This is a genomic window from Kosakonia sp. S42, assembly GCF_016624785.1.
Classification (GTDB): Bacteria; Pseudomonadota; Gammaproteobacteria; order Enterobacterales; family Enterobacteriaceae; genus Kosakonia; species Kosakonia cowanii.
Window position 1 is genome coordinate 348209 of record NZ_JACVTW010000001.1, and the last position, 15294, is coordinate 363502.

General features: G+C 59.2%; 14 protein-coding genes. 6 read left to right on the top strand and 8 right to left on the bottom strand.

Going from position 1 to position 15294, the window contains the following annotated elements; translation table 11 throughout:
- Nucleotide 1 precedes the first annotated feature (1 nt).
- The 5 genes from fni to crtB are packed head-to-tail and all read left to right on the top strand — an operon-like array spanning nt 2 to nt 5867.
- Nucleotides 2-1030, top strand: coding sequence for a type 2 isopentenyl-diphosphate Delta-isomerase (gene fni / locus IAE50_RS01560; protein WP_200579372.1), 1029 nt, complete (start codon nt 2-4; stop codon nt 1028-1030).
- A complete protein-coding gene (locus IAE50_RS01565) occupies nt 1027-2292 on the top strand; it encodes a glycosyltransferase (RefSeq protein WP_200579373.1) in 1266 nt (421 codons plus the stop codon). Before fni ends, IAE50_RS01565 begins: the two co-directional genes overlap by 4 nt.
- Nucleotides 2289-3464 (top strand): lycopene beta-cyclase CrtY, encoded by a 1176-nt coding sequence (gene crtY, locus IAE50_RS01570; protein ID WP_200133270.1) that lies wholly within the window; start codon nt 2289-2291, stop codon nt 3462-3464. Before IAE50_RS01565 ends, crtY begins: the two co-directional genes overlap by 4 nt.
- Nucleotides 3457-4938 (top strand): phytoene desaturase, encoded by a 1482-nt coding sequence (locus IAE50_RS01575; RefSeq protein ID WP_200579374.1) that lies wholly within the window; start codon nt 3457-3459, stop codon nt 4936-4938. The genes crtY and IAE50_RS01575 overlap by 8 nt, the downstream gene beginning before the upstream one ends.
- Nucleotides 4935-5867, top strand: a complete 933-nt coding sequence (gene crtB / locus IAE50_RS01580; RefSeq protein WP_200579375.1) for a 15-cis-phytoene synthase CrtB — start codon at nt 4935-4937, stop codon at nt 5865-5867. Before IAE50_RS01575 ends, crtB begins: the two co-directional genes overlap by 4 nt.
- Here crtB and IAE50_RS01585 read toward each other — a convergent pair.
- From IAE50_RS01585 to potA, 5 genes are all read right to left on the bottom strand, one after another.
- Nucleotides 5800-6351, bottom strand: coding sequence for a sterol desaturase family protein (locus IAE50_RS01585; protein WP_200133267.1), 552 nt, complete (start codon nt 6349-6351; stop codon nt 5800-5802). The two genes, crtB and IAE50_RS01585, sit on opposite strands and share 68 nt — an antisense overlap.
- A 125-nt stretch (nt 6352-6476) precedes the next feature.
- Nucleotides 6477-7523, bottom strand: a complete 1047-nt coding sequence (gene potD, locus IAE50_RS01590; RefSeq protein WP_200579376.1) for a spermidine/putrescine ABC transporter substrate-binding protein PotD — start codon at nt 7521-7523, stop codon at nt 6477-6479.
- The gene (potC, locus tag IAE50_RS01595; RefSeq protein ID WP_200133265.1) at nt 7523-8311 is read right to left on the bottom strand and encodes a spermidine/putrescine ABC transporter permease PotC; all 789 of its coding nucleotides are present in this window, start codon (nt 8309-8311) and stop codon (nt 7523-7525) included. Before potC ends, potD begins: the two co-directional genes overlap by 1 nt.
- The gene (potB, locus tag IAE50_RS01600; protein ID WP_023481604.1) at nt 8308-9165 is read right to left on the bottom strand and encodes a spermidine/putrescine ABC transporter permease PotB; all 858 of its coding nucleotides are present in this window, start codon (nt 9163-9165) and stop codon (nt 8308-8310) included. The genes potC and potB overlap by 4 nt, the downstream gene beginning before the upstream one ends.
- The gene (gene potA / locus IAE50_RS01605) at nt 9149-10267 is read right to left on the bottom strand and encodes a spermidine/putrescine ABC transporter ATP-binding protein PotA (RefSeq protein ID WP_200579377.1); all 1119 of its coding nucleotides are present in this window, start codon (nt 10265-10267) and stop codon (nt 9149-9151) included. Before potA ends, potB begins: the two co-directional genes overlap by 17 nt.
- A gap of 284 nt (nt 10268-10551) precedes the next feature.
- Between potA and pepT the strand changes: the two genes are divergently transcribed.
- Nucleotides 10552-11790: a peptidase T gene (gene pepT, locus IAE50_RS01610; protein WP_200579378.1), complete on the top strand. Its 1239-nt coding sequence runs from the start codon at nt 10552-10554 to the stop codon at nt 11788-11790.
- Nucleotides 11791-11893: 103 nt separating this feature from the next.
- On the opposite strand, the gene IAE50_RS01615 is transcribed toward pepT, so the two are convergent.
- Genes IAE50_RS01615 through phoP form a run of 3 tightly spaced genes read right to left on the bottom strand, consistent with a single transcriptional unit; the run spans nt 11894 to nt 15206 of the window.
- Nucleotides 11894-13015 carry a cupin domain-containing protein gene (locus tag IAE50_RS01615; protein WP_042717553.1) on the bottom strand — a complete coding sequence of 374 codons (1122 nt, stop codon included), beginning with the start codon at nt 13013-13015 and terminating at the stop codon, nt 11894-11896.
- 59 nt (nt 13016-13074) lie between these two features.
- Nucleotides 13075-14535: a two-component system sensor histidine kinase PhoQ gene (phoQ, locus tag IAE50_RS01620; protein WP_200133261.1), complete on the bottom strand. Its 1461-nt coding sequence runs from the start codon at nt 14533-14535 to the stop codon at nt 13075-13077.
- The gene (phoP, locus tag IAE50_RS01625) at nt 14532-15206 is read right to left on the bottom strand and encodes a two-component system response regulator PhoP (protein ID WP_023481368.1); all 675 of its coding nucleotides are present in this window, start codon (nt 15204-15206) and stop codon (nt 14532-14534) included. Before phoP ends, phoQ begins: the two co-directional genes overlap by 4 nt.
- Between the last annotated feature and the right edge of the window lie 88 nt (nt 15207-15294).

The following is a 15294-nucleotide window of genomic DNA, read 5'->3' on the forward strand; positions in this document are numbered from 1 at the left end:
AATGAAGGATCTGGCGAAACGTAAAAACGATCACCTCGATATTGTCCTTAACAGCCCACACAGCGCCATGAAACGCACCACCGGCTTTGAGCAGTGGCGCTTTGAACACTGCGCGATGCCGGAGCTGCATCTGGATGAGATCGATCTTGGCTGCAGGCTGTTTGGCAAAACCCTGCGCGCGCCGCTGTTGATCAGCTCCATGACCGGCGGTGCCAGCCGTGCGGCGATGATTAACCGCCATCTGGCGCAGGCCGCGCAGCAGCTTGGTCTGGCGATGGGCGTCGGCTCACAGCGCGTGGCGCTGGAGAGCAGAGAGAACTCTGGCTTAACCCGTGAGCTGCGCCAGCTGGCGCCGGATATCGCGCTGCTCTCAAACCTCGGTGCGGCGCAGATTGCCGGGCCTGAGGGTGTGGATTACGCGCGGCGCGCGGTGGAGATGATTGAAGCCGATGCGCTGATTATTCACCTCAATCCACTCCAGGAAGCGCTGCAAAGTGGCGGCGATCGCGACTGGCGCGGCGTGCTGGCGGCAATTGAGAAAACCGTGGCGGCACTTCCCGTCCCGGTGGTAGTTAAAGAGGTGGGAGCCGGGTTATCCGTCAACGTCGCGCGCCAGTTGCGCGATGCCGGTGTGGCGATGCTTGATGTCGCCGGGGCAGGTGGCACCAGCTGGGCGGCGGTGGAGGGCGAGCGCGCCGCGCAGGCCCATCATCGCGCCGTGGCAATGGCCTTTGCCAACTGGGGCATTCCGACCGCGCAGGCCCTGACCGACCTGCAACAGGCGATGCCGGAGATGCCGCTTATCGCCTCCGGCGGCATTGCGAACGGTATCGACGCGGCGAAAGCGCTGCGGCTGGGTGCGTCGCTGGTGGGCCAGGCTGCGGCCGTGCTCGGCAGCGCCACCATCTCATGTGAAACCGTCGCCGCCCACTTCCAGGTGGTAATCGATCAACTTCGTGTCGCCTGTTTCTGCACCGGCAGCGCTAACCTGGAGGCGCTACGCCAGGCGACGCTGGTGCGTGAAGCATGAGCCACTATGCTGTGATCTCACCGCCGCTCTACAGCCATATGCGCGCGCTGGAAGCGCTGGCGCAGGCGCTTATTGCGCGCGGGCACCGCATCACCTTTGTTAATCAGGCCGGGGCGCAGCAGTTATTGCAGGATCCGCGCATCGGCTTTTGCGCGGTCGGCGAGAAGAGCCATCCGCCCGCCCGCCTGCAACGCACTTTACGCCTGATGGCCCATCCCGCAGGGCCGGGCATCATTCGCCTGATTAAGGATCTGGCAAGCACCACCGATATGCTCTGCCACGCGCTGCCTGCCGCGCTGACGCAGCTTAGCGTCGACGGGGTGATTGTCGATCAGATGGAGCCTGCCGGTGGACTGGCGGCAGAGTCGCTGGGCTTGCCGTTTGTCTCCGTCGCCTGCGCGCTGCCGATTAACCGGGATGAAACCATCCCGCTGCCGGTGATGCCGTTTCGCTACGCGCCCGGCGAGCGGCGCAAAAAACTCTACCGCGCCAGCACCCAGGTTTATGACAAGGTGATGGCGCGGCAGAATGCCGTCATTTCCCGGCATGCGCGCCGCTTTGGCATCCCTGAACGTAACGCGATGCATGAGTGCCTTTCGCCGCTGGCGCAGATCAGCCAGACGCTGGCCTGCTTCGATTTCCCGCGCCAGCTTCCCGCCTGCTTTCATGCGGTCGGGCCGCTGCGCCAGCCGCAGGCGATCGCCCCTGTTAGCCAGTCTCACGCTGAACGCCCGCTGATTTTTGCTTCCCTCGGCACCTTGCAGGGGCATCGCTACCGGCTATTTCGCACCATTGCCCGCGCCTGTCGGCGCATGAATGTGCGCTTACTGATCGCCCACTGCGGCGGGCTGAACGCGCGCCAGGTGGAGAAGCTGATCGCCCGCGGGGCGGAAGTGACCGACTTTGCTGACCAGACGGCGGTGATGCGCGACGCCGATGTGGTGGTCACCCACGGCGGCATGAATACTGTGATGGACGCCATCAATAGCACTACACCGATTCTGGTGATCCCGCTGGCCTTCGATCAGCCCGGCGTCGCGGCGCGGGTCGAGTACCACCAGATTGGTCGCCGGGTGTCACGCTTTGCCAGCAGCGCGCGGGTGGAGAAGAGCCTGCGCGCGCTGCTGGCAGATAACCGTTACGCCGCAAGGCTTGCCGCGATGCAGCAACCGTTGCAGCAGGCGGGCGGCGCGCCGCGCGCGGCGCAGATTGTTGAGCAGGCGCTGAACACCGGACAGCCGGTGATGGCGGGTGCGCTATGAGCCCGCGCTGGGATCTGATCCTCGTCGGCGGCGGGCTGGCGAATGGCCTTATCGCCTGGCGTCTGCACCATGCCCGGCCCGATCTGCGCCTGCTGATGGTTGAAGCGGGCGCGCAGCCGGGCGGCAATCACACCTGGTCTTTCCATCAGGCGGATCTGACGGAGGCGCAGCACCGCTGGATAGCTCCACTGGTCAGCCACCGCTGGCCGGGTTACGAAGTGCGTTTTCCGGCGCGCCAGCGCACGCTGGAGGGCGGCTATCTCAGTATCAGCTCAGAGCACTTCGCGCAGAAAATTACCGACACCCTCGGCGCTGCGCTGTTAACCGATACGCCGGTGGCGAGCCTGACGCCGCAGAGTGTTACCCTTGAGAGCGGCGAAACGCTGCACGCCGGGGCGGTGATTGACGGGCGCGGCTACCTGCCGGATGCCCATCTGACGCCCGGCTTTCAATCCTTCCTTGGCCAGCACTGGCAGCTTGCCGAGCCGCACCAGCTTCAGCAGCCGATTTTGATGGATGCCACCGTCAGCCAGGCGGACGGGTACCGTTTTGTCTACACCTTGCCGCTCTCGGCGCGCGAGGTACTGATCGAAGATACCCACTATATTGATCGGCCCACCCTCAGCGGCGATGAGGCGCGCCAGCACATCGCGGATTACGCGCACCAGCAGGGCTGGACGCTGACAACGCTGGTGCGTGAAGAGCAGGGCAACCTGCCGATCACGCTGGATGGCGATATCCGCGCCTTCTGGCAATCGCGCGCGCCGCAACCCTGTAGCGGCCTGCGCGCCGGGCTGTTTCACGCCACTACCGGTTACTCCCTGCCGCACGCGGTGGCGCTGGCGGATCTTATTGCTGAGCAGCCGGTGCCTGCGGGCGATAAAATCTTTACTCTGATCAAGCACTACGCCGAGCGCGTCTGGCGTCAGCAGCGCTTCTACCGCATGCTCAACCGCATGCTGTTTCTGGCGGGTGACGCCAGTGCGCGCTGGCAGGTGATGCAGCGCTTTTATGGCCTCAACCCGGCGCTCATCGCCCGCTTCTACGCCGACAGACTCACCTTTTTTGATAAAGCGCGGATCCTGACAGGAAAACCGCCGGTACCGGTGGGCGAAGCCATGCGCGCCGTACTTAAACACACACCTGGACTGCGAGCCTTCAATCATGAATAAAACCATCGTCATCGGGGCCGGATTTGGCGGGCTGGCGTTAGCCATTCGCCTGCAGGCGGCAGGCGTGCCGACCGTGCTGCTGGAGCAGCGCGACAAGCCGGGCGGCCGCGCCTATGTCTACCAGGATCAGGGCTTTACCTTTGACGCCGGGCCAACGGTGATTACCGATCCCAGCGCCATTGAAGAACTCTTTACCCTTGCGGGTAAAAAGATGGCGGATTACGTCGACCTGCTGCCGGTGACGCCGTTCTATCGACTCTGCTGGGAGCAGGGGAAGGTGTTTGATTACGATAACGATCAGGCGCGACTTGAAGCGCAGATCCGCCGCTTTAACGAGCGCGACGTCGAGGGCTACCGCCGCTTTCTCGACTACTCAAAAGCGGTATTTAAAGAGGGCTACCTGAAGCTCGGCACCGTCCCGTTCCTCTCCTTCCGCGATATGCTGCGCGCTGGCCCGCAGCTGATGCGCTTGCAGGCGTGGCGCAGCGTCTACAGCATGGTCTCTAAATTTATTGAAGATGAGCACCTGCGCCAGGCCTTCTCTTTCCACTCGCTGCTGGTGGGCGGTAACCCCTTTGCCACTTCGTCAATCTATACGCTGATCCACGCCCTGGAGCGGGAGTGGGGCGTCTGGTTTGCCCGCGGCGGCACCGGGGCGCTGGTGCAGGGAATGGTGAAGCTGTTTAAAGATCTCGGCGGCACGCTGGAGCTGAATGCCGAAGTGAGCAAGCTGGAGGCAGAGGGCAAACGTATTACCGGCGTCGAGTTAAAAGATGGCCGTCGTATTGCCGCCGCCGCCGTCGCGTCGAATGCCGATGTGGTGCACACCTACGAGAAGCTGCTCGGCCACCATCCGACCGGGGCGAAACGCGCCGCTTCGCTGAAGCGTAAGCGCATGAGCAACTCGCTGTTTGTGCTCTATTTTGGTCTCAATCATCACCACGATCAGCTGGCGCACCACACCGTCTGCTTCGGGCCGCGCTATAAAGAGCTGATTGAGGAGATTTTCCACGGCGAAGCGCTGGCGGAGGATTTCTCACTCTATCTTCACGCGCCTTGCGTTACCGATCCCTCGCTGGCACCGCCCGGCTGCGGCAGCTACTACGTCCTTGCGCCGGTGCCGCACCTTGGCAAAGCGAAGATCGACTGGGCCGTCGAAGGGCCGCGCCTGCGCGATCGCATCTTTGCTTATCTGGAGCAGCACTATATGCCCGGCCTGCGCGAGCAGCTGGTCACCGAGCGCATGTTTACCCCGGTCGATTTCCGCGACCAGCTTGGCGCGCACCTGGGTTCCGCCTTCTCCGTGGAGCCGATCCTGCGCCAGAGCGCCTGGTTCCGCCCCCATAACCGCGATAGCGAGATCGATAACCTCTACCTCGTTGGCGCAGGGACTCACCCTGGCGCGGGCATTCCTGGCGTGATTGGTTCGGCGAAAGCGACGGCGGGGCTGATGGTCGAGGCGCTCAGCGGATGAATGATGCGTTAATGAGCCATGCGACGGAGACGATTACCGTCGGCTCGAAAAGTTTTGCCACCGCCTCGAAGCTGTTTGATCCCGCCACGCGCCGCAGCGCACTGATGCTCTATGCCTGGTGCCGCTACTGCGATGATGTGATTGATGAGCAGGAGCTTGGCTTTCGCACTGAAGTGCCGCAGCAGGAGAGCGCGCTGGCGCGCCTCGAGATGCTGCGCGTTGAGACGCAGCGTGCCTTCGATGGCGAGGCGATGGGCGAACCGGCGTTTGCCGCTTTCCAGGAGGTGGTCACGCGCCATGAAATGCCCGCTCATCTCGCCTTTGCGCATCTCGAGGGTTTCGCGATGGATGTGCGCGAAACCCACTACCAGACCTTTGACGATACGCTGCGCTACTGTTATCACGTCGCGGGCGTGGTTGGCCTGATGATGGCGTGGATCATGGGCGTGCGCGATGAGGCGGTGCTCGATCGCGCCTGCGATTTAGGGCTGGCATTCCAGTTAACCAATATTGCCCGCGACATTGTTGAAGATGCGGAAAATGGGCGCTGTTATCTGCCTGCGCAGTGGCTGGCGGAGGAGGGGATGACGGCCAGAGAGATTACCGACCCGGCGAAACGGCAGCATATCGCGCGGCTGGCGCGGCGACTGGTGATGGCCGCTGAACCCTATTACGCCTCGGCGAAAGCCGGATTGCGCGGTCTGCCGCTGCGCTCAGCGTGGGCGATTGCCGCCGCGCACGGCGTCTACCGGCAGATTGGCATTAAAGTGATGGCCGCCGGAGCGGCAGCGTGGGAACAGCGCCAGGGCACCAGCAAGGCCGAGAAGCTCGGCTTACTGGCGAAAGGGGCGGGGATGGCGCTTACTTCCCGTCTGTCGCGGCCTGCGCCGCGTCCTGCTCACCTGTGGCAGCGTCCGCGCGCGCGCTGACCTTCTCCTCATGCTCCGCCCGTTTGCGCTGGCGCAGGGTCTGTTGCAGATCCTCAACCGGCGGGGCATAGAGAAAACCAAACGAGACACAGTCGGCTTTGCCGCGCACCGCGTGGTGCAGGCGGTGCGCCATATAGAGGCGTTTCAGGTAGCCGCGGCGCGGCACGTAGCGAAACGGCCAGCGCTGATGCACCAGCCCGTCATGCACCATAAAGTAGAGCGCGCCATACAGCGTCATGCCCGCGCCAATCCACTGTAACGGCCAGAAACCGGCGGTGCCGAGGGCGATCAGCACAATTGCCAGCAGGGCGAAAACCACGGCGTAGAGATCGTTAACTTCAAAGGCGCCGGTGCGCGGTTCGTGGTGCGAGCGGTGCCAGCCCCATCCCCAGCCATGCATGACATATTTATGCGCAAGCGTGGCGATAATCTCCATCGCGGCGACGGTGGCAAGCGTGATCAGTGTGTTCCATAAGACGAGCATCGGTATCCCTTATTAACCGGACATCCATTGACTCTAGTGCAGTCGTGCGGATACACAACGACAGCGGCGGGTTTTTTATCGCCAGCCGGTGCGAAAAGTGCCGCACCGGCTGGCGATCTGCGATCTTAGCGACCGGCTTTTAGCTTCTGATAATACTCTTCATACAGCGCGCTGGCGCTGCCAACGTCATTTTGCCACTCGCCCTTGCTGATGGTTTCCGCATCCGGGTAGAGGGATTTGTCGTTAGCCACTTCTGGCTTCAGCAACTTACGTGCGGCAAGGTTTGGTGTCGGGTAGCCGATGGTTTCCGCCACCTGTTTGGCGATCTCCGGGCGCAGCAGGAAGTTAATCAGCTTCAGCGCGCCGTCGACGTTTTTCGCGTTCGCCGGAATAGCAAGGCTGTCCATCCAGAAGATACCGCCCTCTTTAGGCCACACCACCTCCAGCGGCGTGCCCGCTTCGCGCGCAACGAACGCCGAGCCATTCCACACCATCCCAAGGTTCACTTCCCCCTCCATATAGGGGTTAGCCGGGTTATCGGAGTTGAAGGCGGCGACGTTCGGCATCAGTTTTTGCAGCTCTTTATAGGCCGCTTCAATCTCTTTCGGATCGGTGGTGTTACCGGAGTAGCCGAGCTTGCGCAGCGCCATCTGGAACACTTCACGCGCATCATCCGTCAGCAGTAGGCTGCTTTTATACTCCGGTTTCCACAGATCGGCCCAGCTGGTGACGCTTTTCGGATCCATCGCGTCGCTATTGATACCAATCGCCGTTGCGCCCCAGATGTAGGGGATCGAGTAGTCGTTGCTCGGGTCAAAGGGCTTGTTGAGCATCTGCGGATCGAGGTTGTGGAAGTTGGTCAGCTTCGACTTATCGATCTTCTGAATCATCCCCTCTTTGCGCATTTTGTCGACAAAGTAGGTGGAAGGCACCACCAGATCGTAGGCCCCCTCTTTATAAGTTTTCAGCTTGGCGTACATCGTCTCATTCGACTCGTAGGTCGAGTAGATCACTTTGATGCCGGTCTCTTTGGTGAACTGCTCCAGCAGGCCTGGCGGCACATACTCGGTCCAGTTATAGAAGTAGATCGTCTTATTATCATCCGCATGTGCGGCGCTGATACCGAAGGCGAACGCGCCTGCGGCGAGCAGGTGGCGTGACCATTTTTTCATTACGATGTCCTCTTAGCTTTCGTCGTATCGCGAGCAATCAGCTGGCTGGCGATCACCAGCACCAGCGACAGCACTAACAGAATCGTGGCCAGCGCGTTCACTTCCGGCGAGACGCCCACTTTGACCATCGAATAAATTTTCAGCGGTAAAATCTCATACCCCGGCCCGGTAACAAACGAGGAGACCACGACGTCGTCCATCGACAGGGTAAAGCTGAGCAGCCAGCCCGCCGCCACGGCAGGCATCGCCAGCGGCAGGATAATCTTGCGCAAAATGGTGAACTCGCTGGCACCGAGATCTTTCGCCGCTTCCAGCATCCGCACATCAAACCCTTTCAGGCGCGAGAAGACCGTTACCACCACAAAGGGCAGGCAGAAGGTGATATGCGAGAAGAGCAGCGACATAAAGCCGAGCTGCACGCCGAGCAGCATAAACAGCACCAGCAGGGAGATGGCCATCACGATATCCGGCGACATCATCACCACAAACAGCATGCCGCTGACAAATGGCTTGCCGCGAAAGCGGTAGCGGTAAAGCGCCACTGCCGTCAGCGCGCCGATAAGCGTCGCGAAGGTGGCGGATAATACCGCCATGGTCAGTGAGTGCTGCGCCGCCTGCAACAGGCTGTCGTTATTCATCAGCAGGCTGTACCACCTGGTGGAGAAGCCCTGCCAGTTAATGCCGAAGCGCGAACTGTTAAAGGAGTTTACGATCAGAATGATGATCGGAATATAGAGGTAAGCGTAAATGGCGGCCATAAAACCGCCTCTGAAGAGACGACCGATCATTCCAGCTCCACCTTTTTGTTAAGCAGACGCGCGGCGCGCCAGTAGACCAGCAGCATCAGCCCCATCACCAGCGTCAGGGTGATACTGGTCGCGGAGCCGAACGGCCAGTCGCGAATATTGAGGAACTGGCTCTTAATGACGTTGCCGATCAGCAGGTTTTTCGCCCCGCCCATTAAGTCCGAGACGTAGAACAGCCCCATGGCCGGCAGCATCACCAGCAGGCAACCGGCGATAATCCCCGGCATGGTCAGCGGAATAATAATGCGCAGAAAGGTTTGCAGCTTGCTGGCACCGAGATCTTTCGCCGCTTCCAGCAGCGGTTTGTCGAGCTTCTCAATGCTGGAGTAGAGCGGCATCACCATAAACGGCAGCAGGATATAGACCAGGCCGATAATCACTGCACCCGGCGTAAACATGATGCGGATTGGCGTATCGATCACCCCCAGCCAGAGCAGGAACTCGTTGAGGTAGCCTTTGGTACTGAGGAAGATCTTCAGCCCGTAGATGCGGATCAGCGAGTTGGTCCAGAAGGGGACAATCAGCAAAAAGAGCAGCAGCGGGCGCACGTTCGCCGGAAGCTTTGCCAGGAACCAGGCAAACGGGTAGCCGAGCAGCAGGCAGGCGAAGGTGGCAATCAGCGCCATATTCAGCGAGTGCAGCAGCACATCGAAGTAGAGCGGATCAAGCAGCCGCGCGTAGTTATCCAGCGTGAAGACCAGCTTAACGAAGTTGGCGTCGTCGCGGGTCAGGAAGCTGGTGGCGATGATCATCAGGTTCGGCAGGAAGACAAACAGCACCAGCCAGCCGACGATGGTCGCGATCACCGCTTTCTGGAATTTACTTGTGCTCTTCATCAGCCAGCACGACCTCCCAGCTCTCGACCCAGTTGATGGCCATCTTCTGATCCAGCGAGTGGTCAAAGTCGGGATCGTCTTCGTTGAAGAACTCGCTGACCATCACCATCTTGCCGTTTTCCAGCTCAACCATCGACTCCAGCGTCATGCCTTTGTAGTTGCGCTCGCGCACGTAGCCAATCAGCCCTTCAACCTCGGCGATGTCGTTGATCTCTTCGACCCGCAGATCTTCCGGGCGCAGCAGCACATTGAGCTGCTGACCACTCTCTACCGGGAAGTTGACGTAAATATTGCACTCGCGGCCTTCAACGTTGGCACGCACGCGACTCTCGTCGAGACGCTCAATCACCGTGGCGTTGAAGATATTGATTTCGCCGATAAAGCTGGCGACAAAGAGGTTTTTCGGCTCTTCGTAGATTTCGCGCGGCGTGCCGTCCTGCTCGATGCGCCCGTTACGCATCACCACGATGCGATCGGACATCGTCAGGGCTTCTTCCTGATCGTGGGTCACAAAGACGAAGGTGATACCGAGTTTACGCTGTAGCGCTTTCAGCTCGTTCTGCATCTGCTTGCGCAGCTTGTAATCGAGCGCGGAGAGGGACTCATCCAGCAGCAGTAAACGCGGTTTATTGACCACCGCGCGGGCGATGGCGACGCGCTGCTGCTGGCCGCCGGAGAGCTGGTGCGGTTTACGCTGGGCGAACGCATCAAGCTGCACCATGCGCAGCGCCTCGGTGACGCGCGGAGTAATCTCGGCCGCTGGCGTCTTTTGCATCCGCAGGCCAAACGCCACGTTTTCAAACACGGTCATATGCGGGAAGAGGGCGTAACTTTGAAAAACGGTGTTCACGTGGCGATGTTCAGCCGGAACGTCGGTAATATCCTGGTTATCCAGCTGGATATGACCAACATCGACGCTCTCAAGCCCGGCAATCAGGCGCAGAATCGTGGTTTTACCGCAGCCGGAGGGGCCGAGCAGCGTAAGAAATTCGCCGTTATTAATGGTGAGATTGAAATCGGAGATTACCGTTTTGCCATCAAAGCTTTTGCGCAGACCGGCCAGCTCAACCAGCGGCGAACGCGAACGCGATTGTGTATTCAATTTTTGACTCTGTCCCGTGTTTGCGCATCGGAGGGCGTATCAGATGCGGGGTTTGTGATTAACCACCTTCAGGGTTGTGCACGATTTAAGGCCAGGCATTCTACGGCAAAGCGGTTAAATCGCCAATCGTTGATGGCTTTTCGCCGCTCAATCAGTCACTTTCTCAACTACGTTTAATACGACGACCTTTAAAATATTCTCGTTTGCCGGGTAAAAGTGACCTGACGCAATATTTGTCTTTTCACGCTTACTGATAATGTTGTGACATTTTGTTAGGGGGCTTTATGGATAAGTTATTAGAGCGCTTTTTGCAGTACGTAACGCTGGATACGCAATCGAAGCCCGGCGTGCGGCAGGTGCCAAGTACGGATAGTCAATGGAAGCTCCTGCATTTACTGCAAGACCAGCTTAAAGAGATGGGGCTGGTGGACGTGACCTTAAGCGATAAGGGCACGCTGATGGCGAAACTGCCATCCAACGTCGACAAGCCGGTTCCGGCGATTGGTTTTATCTCCCACGTCGACACCTCGCCCGACTTCAGCGGCAAAAATGTTAACCCACAGATCCTTGAAAACTACCGTGGTGGCGATATTGCGCTCGGTGTCGGCGATGAGATCCTCTCACCGGTGATGTTCCCGGTGCTGCACCAGTTGCTTGGCCATACGCTGATCACCACCGACGGCAAAACCCTGCTCGGTGCGGATGATAAAGCGGGCGTGGCGGAGATCATGACCGCGCTGGCAGTGCTGAAGACAAAAAACACTCCCCACGGCGATATCTGCGTGGCGTTCACGCCCGATGAAGAGGTGGGCAAAGGGGCGAAGTATTTCGATGTTGAAGCCTTTGGCGCGAAGTGGGCCTACACCATGGATGGCAGCGGCATTGGCGAGCTGGAGTTTGAGAACTTCAATGCCGCATCGGTGACGGTGAAAATCGTCGGTAATAACGTCCACCCCGGCACCGCAAAAGGGGTGATGGTCAATGCCATGACGCTCGCCAGCAAAATTCATGCGCGCATACCGGAAGAGGAGAGCCCGGAGCAGACCGAAGGGTATGAGGGCTTTTACCATCTCACCAGCATTAAAGGCACGGTGGATCGCGCCGAGATGCACTACATCATCCGCGATTTTGAGCGCAAATCGTTTGAAGCCCGCAAACGCAAGATGATGGAGATCGCCAAAGAGGTGGGCAAAGGCCTACACCCGGATTGCTATATCGAACTGGCGATTGAAGACAGTTATTACAATATGCGCGAGAAGGTGGCGGAGTTCCCGCACATTATCGACATTGCCCAGCAGGCGATGCGCGATTGCGATATCGAACCGGAGATGAAACCGATCCGCGGTGGCACCGACGGTGCACAGCTCTCCTTTATGGGGCTGCCCTGCCCGAATATCTTTACCGGCGGCTACAACTATCATGGCAAACATGAGTTCGCCACCCTCAACGGCATGGAAAAAGCGGTGCAGGTGATTGTGCGGATCGCGGAGTTAACCGCCGAAAGGGAGACCGCGCAGGGTTGATTCCCGGCGCGGGAATCATTGCGGGATGGCACGCGTTTGTAGGTTTTGTAGGCCTGATAAGCGCAGCGCCATCAGGCATGATGCCCGATGGCGCCAGAGGATATTAATCCTCGAAGAACCAGTACCCGCTGTTTACCAGCGCGGCAAGCATAGCGAGGAAGGAGGGATCGTCCAGCGCATCGCCAAACATCTCGCCGGAGATAACGCTATGGCGAGCCAGCGCTTCGAGCGCCGGGCGGTGCGGGGAGTTGATCTTCTCACCGTTGGCATACACATCGTCGCCGATGCGCAGCACGCGCAGGCCGCCGAGACGCGCCAGCTTGTCGCCCTGTTTCAGCGCATCGTAAATCTCATCTGGCTGATAGGGCGGTTCCGGCGGCGCGATATCCAGTTCGTGACGCGACTGGGAGATAAACTCGCCGAGCCACTCGTTAAACTGTGCCGGCTGATTAATCAGCCCAAGCATCATCTCGCGCAGCTTATCCAGCTCCTGCGGCAGGATATCCGCCGGGTGGTCGCGCTCCGGCACGTCCGGATCGCTGTAGCGCTGGCTACCTAGTTCTCGTTGCAGCACATAATCGGCAAAGCCGCTGATCAGCTCACGCCCGCTTGGCGCACGGAAACCGACCGAGTAGTTAAGCGAGTTCTCCAGCGAATAGCCTTCGTGCGGGAATCCCGGCGGAATATAGAGGATATCGCCCGGCTCCATCTCTTCATCGATGATCGCTTCGAAAGGATCAACCTGTAGCAGATCCGGGTGCGGGCAGTGCTGCTTCAGCGGCACTTTATCCCCGACGCGCCAGCGGCGACGGCCGGTCCCCTGAATAATAAACACATCATACTGATCAAGGTGCGGGCCAACGCCGCCGCCCGGCACCGAGAAGGAGATCATCAGATCGTCGGTGCGCCAGTCCGGCAGCACGCGGAAGGGGCTCATCAGCGCTGCGGCAGGCTGATGCCAGTGGTTCACCGCCTGCACCAGCAGCGACCAGTTGTTTTCGCCCATGTGATCGTAACTCTCAAACGGGCCGTGGCTTACCTGCCATTTGCCATCAAGATGGCTGACCAGGCGGCTGTCGACTTCATTCTCCATCGCCAGCCCCGCCAGTTCGTCCGGGCTAATCGGATCGACGAAATCCTTAATTCCGCGTTTCAGCACCACCGGGCGTTTCTGCCAGTAGCGTTGAATAAAATCTGGCCAGTTTATCTCTACGTGATATTCCATATACATTTCCGGCAATTAATCATGGGCTGAATAATCGATTATAGCTGGGTTAAGGGGGTTCAGTCGCCCGTTATTCCCGTTTGCTGACGACCAAAAATCACTTCCATGCGCGCACCGCCGAGCAGGCTGTCGCCGGTCAGGATCTGCCCGCCATACTGCTCGACGATCTCCCGCGCCACCGAAAGCCCGACGCCCTGGCCCGGACGCAGCGTGTCGGCGCGCTGACCGCGATCGAACACCAGCTCGCGTTTCGCCAGCGGAATACCGGGGCCATCATCCTCGACAACAATGTGCAGCATGTCGTCGCTCTGGTTAACGGAGACCTCAACAAACTCGAGGCAATATTTGCAGGCGTTATCCAGCACGTTGCCCATCACTTCCATAAAGTCGTTCTGCTCGCCGACAAAACCTACCTCCGGCGAGATATCGAGCGTGATATTAACCCCTTTACGCTGATAGACCTTATTCAGCGCGGAAGTGAGGTTATCAAGCAGTGAGGCGACCGGATGTAGCTCGCGGCTGAGCATGCTGCTGCCGCGCATGGTGGCGCGGTGCAGGTAGTAACCAATCTGTTGCGAGATGCGGCTGATCTGCTCAAGCATCACCGGTTCGGCCTCGCTGACGCTCATCTTGTCGCTGCGCAGCGAGCGCAACGTGCTTTGCAGCACCGCCAGCGGCGTTTTCAGGCTGTGGGTGAGGTCGGTCAAGGTGGTGCGATATTTGTCATAGCGCTCACGCTCGCTTTTCAGCAAGCGGTTGAGGTTAAGCACCAGGCTGGTCAACTCGCGGGTGGTTTCCGGGTTGAGCTGCTCGCGGTGGTGCTCCTCCAGCTCGCGCACTTCGCGCGCCAGATCCTCAATTGGCCGCAGGCTCCACCAGGCCGCCAGCCACAGCAGCGGGATCACCAGCAGCAGGTTGGCTGAGAGCACGTAGATAAACCAGTTCCACACCATATAGGAGCGTTTAAGCTCGATCGGGATGGTATCGACTACTACGATGGTCAACTGCGGCATACGCGCGGTGGCAGGGTAGAGGTTTACCGCCACCGAGTGGGTCATTTCAGAGTCGCTGTCATCTTCACGGATCGCTTTGAGTTGCTCCGAGGCGGCGTGATCGTCGTTGATCAGCGTGCTGGTGGAGTCGATATCCGCTTCAATTTCATGAAAACCATCGCTTTTCAGCCACTCCGGCTCAATGCGTTTTTGCAACCACGGCACATCCCGCTGGGACCAGATCAGCTTGCCGTTTTTGTTGTAAATAAAGGTCATGGTCGGGCTTTGCAGATCGAGGTTTTCCGGCAGGTCGATCTCCAGCTTGTTCTCTTTCCACTGCGCCAGCGTATAGAAGAGGTTGCTCTCGCCGCGCAGCAGTCGGAAGGTGGTTTTATCGAAGCTGACGCTGTAGCCGACCAGCGCGACCACGCCATACGCCAGCGACAGCACCATCACTACCGCGGCGGTGGCGAGTAAAAAGCGCACCCGTAGCGAGAGCGGGAAGAGGTGCCGCAACAGGCGTTTCATTTTGGCAGTTCGAAAAGGTAGCCCTGACCGCGCACGGTAGTGATCACCTCATCGGGATACTGTGCCTGGATCTTTTTGCGCAGGCGACCCATCAGCACATCAATGGTGTGGCTCTCGCGCAGTTCGGCATCGGGATAGAGTTGCAGCATCAGCGAATCTTTGCTCACCACTTTGCCGCTGTTACGGATCAACGTCTCCATAATGGTGTATTCAAAGGCGGTGAGTTTGACCACTTCCTCATTGACCGAGAGTTCGCGGCGTGAGAGGTCAACCTGGAACGGTGGCATGGAGATCAGCTGCGAGGCGAGGCCGCTGTTACGGCGCATCAGCGCCTGAATGCGCGCCACCACTTCTTCGATGTGGAACGGTTTGGTGACGTAATCATCGGCGCCCGCGCTCAGCACTTCAACCTTATCCTGCCACCCTTCACGCGCGGTAAGCACCAGCACCGGCAGTGAGACCTCATGGCTGCGCCAGCGGCGGATCAGCGACAGGCCATCCTCATCCGGCAGGCCAAGATCGACAATCGCGATATCCGGCAGGTGTTCGTTCAGAAAGTAATCCGCTTCCTTTGCATCTTCAGCGGCGTCAACCTGATGTCCCAGCTCCTGCAACTGCACTTTTAAGTGGTGGCGCAGCAGAGCATTATCTTCCACAACCAGTACGCGCATCGTCAGACCTCTCCCTCTATTTTTGGAGTGAATAGTTTAACGCTGATTTTGTTACAAGAGGGATAAACATTTACTCAACCGTAACAGG